The organism is Streptomyces phyllanthi (assembly GCF_009377205.1).
GTDB lineage: Bacteria > Actinomycetota > Actinomycetes > Streptomycetales > Streptomycetaceae > Streptomyces > Streptomyces phyllanthi.
Window position 1 is genome coordinate 1 of the sequence record NZ_VJZE01000727.1, and the last position, 2,924, is coordinate 2,924.

3 protein-coding genes, 1 tRNA gene and 1 pseudogene are annotated in these 2,924 nt (G+C 68.4%); 3 read left to right on the plus strand and 2 right to left on the minus strand.

The genetic code is table 11. The annotated features are described in order from the left end of the window. The first annotated feature begins 265 nt into the window (after positions 1 to 265). Both FNH04_RS44010 and FNH04_RS44015 read left to right on the plus strand, forming a co-directional pair. Positions 266 to 351, plus strand: a tRNA-Leu gene (locus FNH04_RS44010). A gap of 551 nt (positions 352 to 902) precedes the next feature. Then, a complete protein-coding gene (locus FNH04_RS44015) occupies positions 903 to 1,802 on the plus strand; it encodes a Bax inhibitor-1/YccA family protein (protein ID WP_152791841.1) in 900 nt (299 codons plus the stop codon). 127 nt (positions 1,803 to 1,929) lie between these two features. Here the strand turns inward: FNH04_RS44015 and FNH04_RS44020 are convergent, their stop codons facing one another. Next, the gene (locus FNH04_RS44020; RefSeq protein ID WP_062664578.1) at positions 1,930 to 2,160 is read right to left on the minus strand and encodes a DUF4287 domain-containing protein; all 231 of its coding nucleotides are present in this window, start codon (positions 2,158 to 2,160) and stop codon (positions 1,930 to 1,932) included. 132 nt (positions 2,161 to 2,292) lie between these two features. On the opposite strand from FNH04_RS44020, the gene FNH04_RS44025 reads away from it, so the two are divergent. Next, positions 2,293 to 2,574: a hypothetical protein gene (locus tag FNH04_RS44025; RefSeq protein WP_322725617.1), complete on the plus strand. Its 282-nt coding sequence runs from the start codon at positions 2,293 to 2,295 to the stop codon at positions 2,572 to 2,574. A gap of 21 nt (positions 2,575 to 2,595) precedes the next feature. On the opposite strand, the pseudogene FNH04_RS44030 reads toward FNH04_RS44025, so the two are convergent. Continuing rightward, positions 2,596 to 2,924, minus strand: a pseudogene (locus FNH04_RS44030) (hypothetical protein); the annotation flags it as partial.

A 2,924-nucleotide genomic window follows, 5' to 3' on the forward strand; every position in this document is an offset into this window, starting at 1 on the left:
ATGTTCGACTGTGGGGTTGGCTACACGAGTCACCGCGTCCTCGCGTCAGGTGTTGTGAAGGCGCCTCGTTCGGGCGGTGAAATTCCGTCATTCCGCATACAGGGGCCCGCGCCGTCCGAAAGGCTATTGGCAAGTGCGGATGGCGCGTACCGAGTGCTGATGCACCCTCAGACGTCAATAAAATAAGACAACATCGGTCCGCCCTTCCGCTGTTCGGGGGAAGGCTCCCGATAGGCTCGGAACCTCGATGCGGAGCCCATGGCCTGCCCGGATGGTGGAATGCAGACACGGCGAGCTTAAACCTCGCTGCCCCTCGCGGGCGTACCGGTTCAAGTCCGGTTCCGGGCACCACCGACAAACACCGCACAAAAATCACCACGGCTCCCCGGGGCGGTCGACCCGCCCTCGTCGCCCAACGAGCCGGAGAAGGCGCGGTGTGACCCACTCGCCCTTGGGCTCGCCGCGCGGCCGGCCGCGGGCCGATCCGGGCGCACCGCGCGGTGTACGCCGGAAGGCGCGGCTCCTCGAACGCGTCGGGCAACCTCCGTTCCCTGTCGGTCGGGTCGGTGAGCAACAGCCCGGTCGCCGCGATGCCGGGCGCGGCGGGTGGAGAGGAACCGGGGCACGGCCCGGCGGTTCACCCGAGCGGACGCTCGTCGCGGTCGTCCGCCGGTGTGTGGGTGTGCGTGCGGGGCCGGTGGGGACCCGTTGATCTCCGGTTGGTTCCGGGGATGTACCGGGTTGGTCATGGATGAGGTGGGCCCATGTGGGGAATCACGGAGACGCGTAGCGTGTTCCGAGTCACGGTGAGGGAAAGATCCTCCCCAAGCACTAGGGTCAATCCTTTGCCTACCTATTACTCTTGAGGCCAAGGCCGCGCAGGGTGGCCATGGAGGAGTGAAATGAGGAGCAGCAACCCGGTCTTCTCGCGACGGGGGTTCAGCCGCGACAACGGCTACGCGGGCTTCAACACCGCGCCGCAGGCCGGGGGAGCAGCTGTCGGCACCCAGGGCAACCCGTACGCGCAAGGCAACCCGTACGCCCAGCAGGGCGCCAACCCGTACGCGGCGAACCCCTACGCCCAGCAGGCCCCGCAGCACGGCGCTCCGCCGCAGGCCCCGGTCTCGACCGGCCGTATGACGATGGACGACGTCGTCGTCCGCTCGGCCATGACGCTCGGCACGGTCGTCGTCGGCGCCATCCTGGCGTGGGCGCTCCTGCCGGTGTCGCCCGCCAGCTGGGGTCTGGCCATCGGCGCCGCGCTCATCGCGATGGTCCTGGCGCTCGTGCAGAGCTTCAAGCGCAAGGCCGTGCCCGCGCTGATCCTGTCGTACGCCGCCTTCGAGGGCGTCTTCCTCGGCGTGATCAGCGAGATGTTCAACTCGGCCTGGTCGGGCGCGCCCTTCCAGGCGGTGCTCGGCACCATGGCGGTCAGCGGTGCCACGCTGCTCGTCTACAAGGCGGGCTGGATCCGCGTGACCGCGCGGTACGCGCGCATCGGCATGACCATCGCCATCGCGTTCGTGCTGGTCATGGCGGTCAACCTGCTGCTGGTCGTCTTCGGGGTCGCCCCGGACGGCGGTCTGCGCAGCATGGGTCCGCTCGGCGCGATCGTCGGTATCTTCGCGATCCTGCTCGGTGCCTTCTTCCTGACGCTCGACTTCAAGCAGATCGAGGACGGCATCTCCTACGGCGCCCCGCGTGAGGAGGCCTGGCTGGCCGCGTTCGGCCTGACCATGACCCTCGTGTGGATCTACGTGGAGATGCTGCGCCTGGTGGCCATCTTCAGCGGCGACGACTGATCGGCCGACTGACCGGCCGAGGCGCGTCGATCGCCCGGTGCGGTCTCCCGGCACAGTGAAGGGCCCCGGAAGCATCCGCTTCCGGGGCCTTCCTCGTGTCCGATGCTGGGCGTGCGGTGGTGCGCGCTCAGAGCAGTTTGCGCGCGGCCCTCCTCAGGTCGTACTCGTGGATGATCGCCTTGGCGTGGCCGTACGCGAGGTTGTGCTCGTGCCGGAGCCAGCTGACCTTCTCCTCGAAGTTGAAGAGAGCGGGGCCATCCTCGACAGCGCGAAGCCAGTCGGAGACTTCACGACCGGTGCAGTGGGGGATTCGGGCGAGCAGATTGCGATGGGTCTCCTCGGAGAAGACTTGGGACATCGGCGCCTCCGGACGCGTGGAATGTAAGCCGGTCCTTCAGGTCACCGTGCCTGAGCGGCGGCGTATTGGCAACACTCCGGCTGAGACGCGTAGTCTCGCGATGTGCTTGATACGACGCCTCTGACCCATGCGGTGGATCACTTCGCTGATCGTCTGAGAGCTGCTCCCCAGAGCCGGTTGCAGCGGGGCGCGGCGGCCGAGGCACTGGCTCTGGCCAGGGAGTTGGCACTGCGTGCCCAGCGGTTGGAGGACCCGGAATCCGAGCCGCGGGAGATGCCGGACGCGGGGATGTTCGCTGCGGCGGACCAGATCATGGTCGCCGGGAACGATCTTGCGATCGTCCTCAGGAGCGAGGACGAGCTGGCGGAGGCGGTGCGGCTGGTGGAGGAGGCCCAGAAGCGAGCCGGTGTGTGACCGGCCGGTTGCGGAAGCGCTCTACAGCGACGCTATGACCCTGTCGGCCAGGATGTAGACGTTCTCCTCGCCGCACTCGAACGTCAGCGTGTACGCGCCCGAGACGCCGGAGCCCCCCAGCAGGACCGGGGTCTGGCCGGAGCGCAGGGCCGTGGCCAGGCGCTCGGCGGTCTCGCGGTGGCCCGGGGTCATGCACAGGGTCGTACCGTCGGCGAAGACGTACACGTCGAGGGTGCCCAGCGGGCCCGGGCGGACGTCGGACAGCTCGGTGCGGGAGGCGGCGAGGTCCTCCAGGCAGGCGATCGTGCGCTCGTGGTCGTTCACGACCGGGGACTGGACCGGGACGAAGT

Coding starts and splice junctions, on each gene's coding strand:
- FNH04_RS44020 (WP_062664578.1), bottom strand. CDS start 2,160: ATGTCCCAAGTCTTCTCCGAGGAGACCCATCGCAATCTGCTCGCCCGA.
- FNH04_RS44015 (WP_152791841.1), top strand. CDS start 903: ATGAGGAGCAGCAACCCGGTCTTCTCGCGACGGGGGTTCAGCCGCGAC.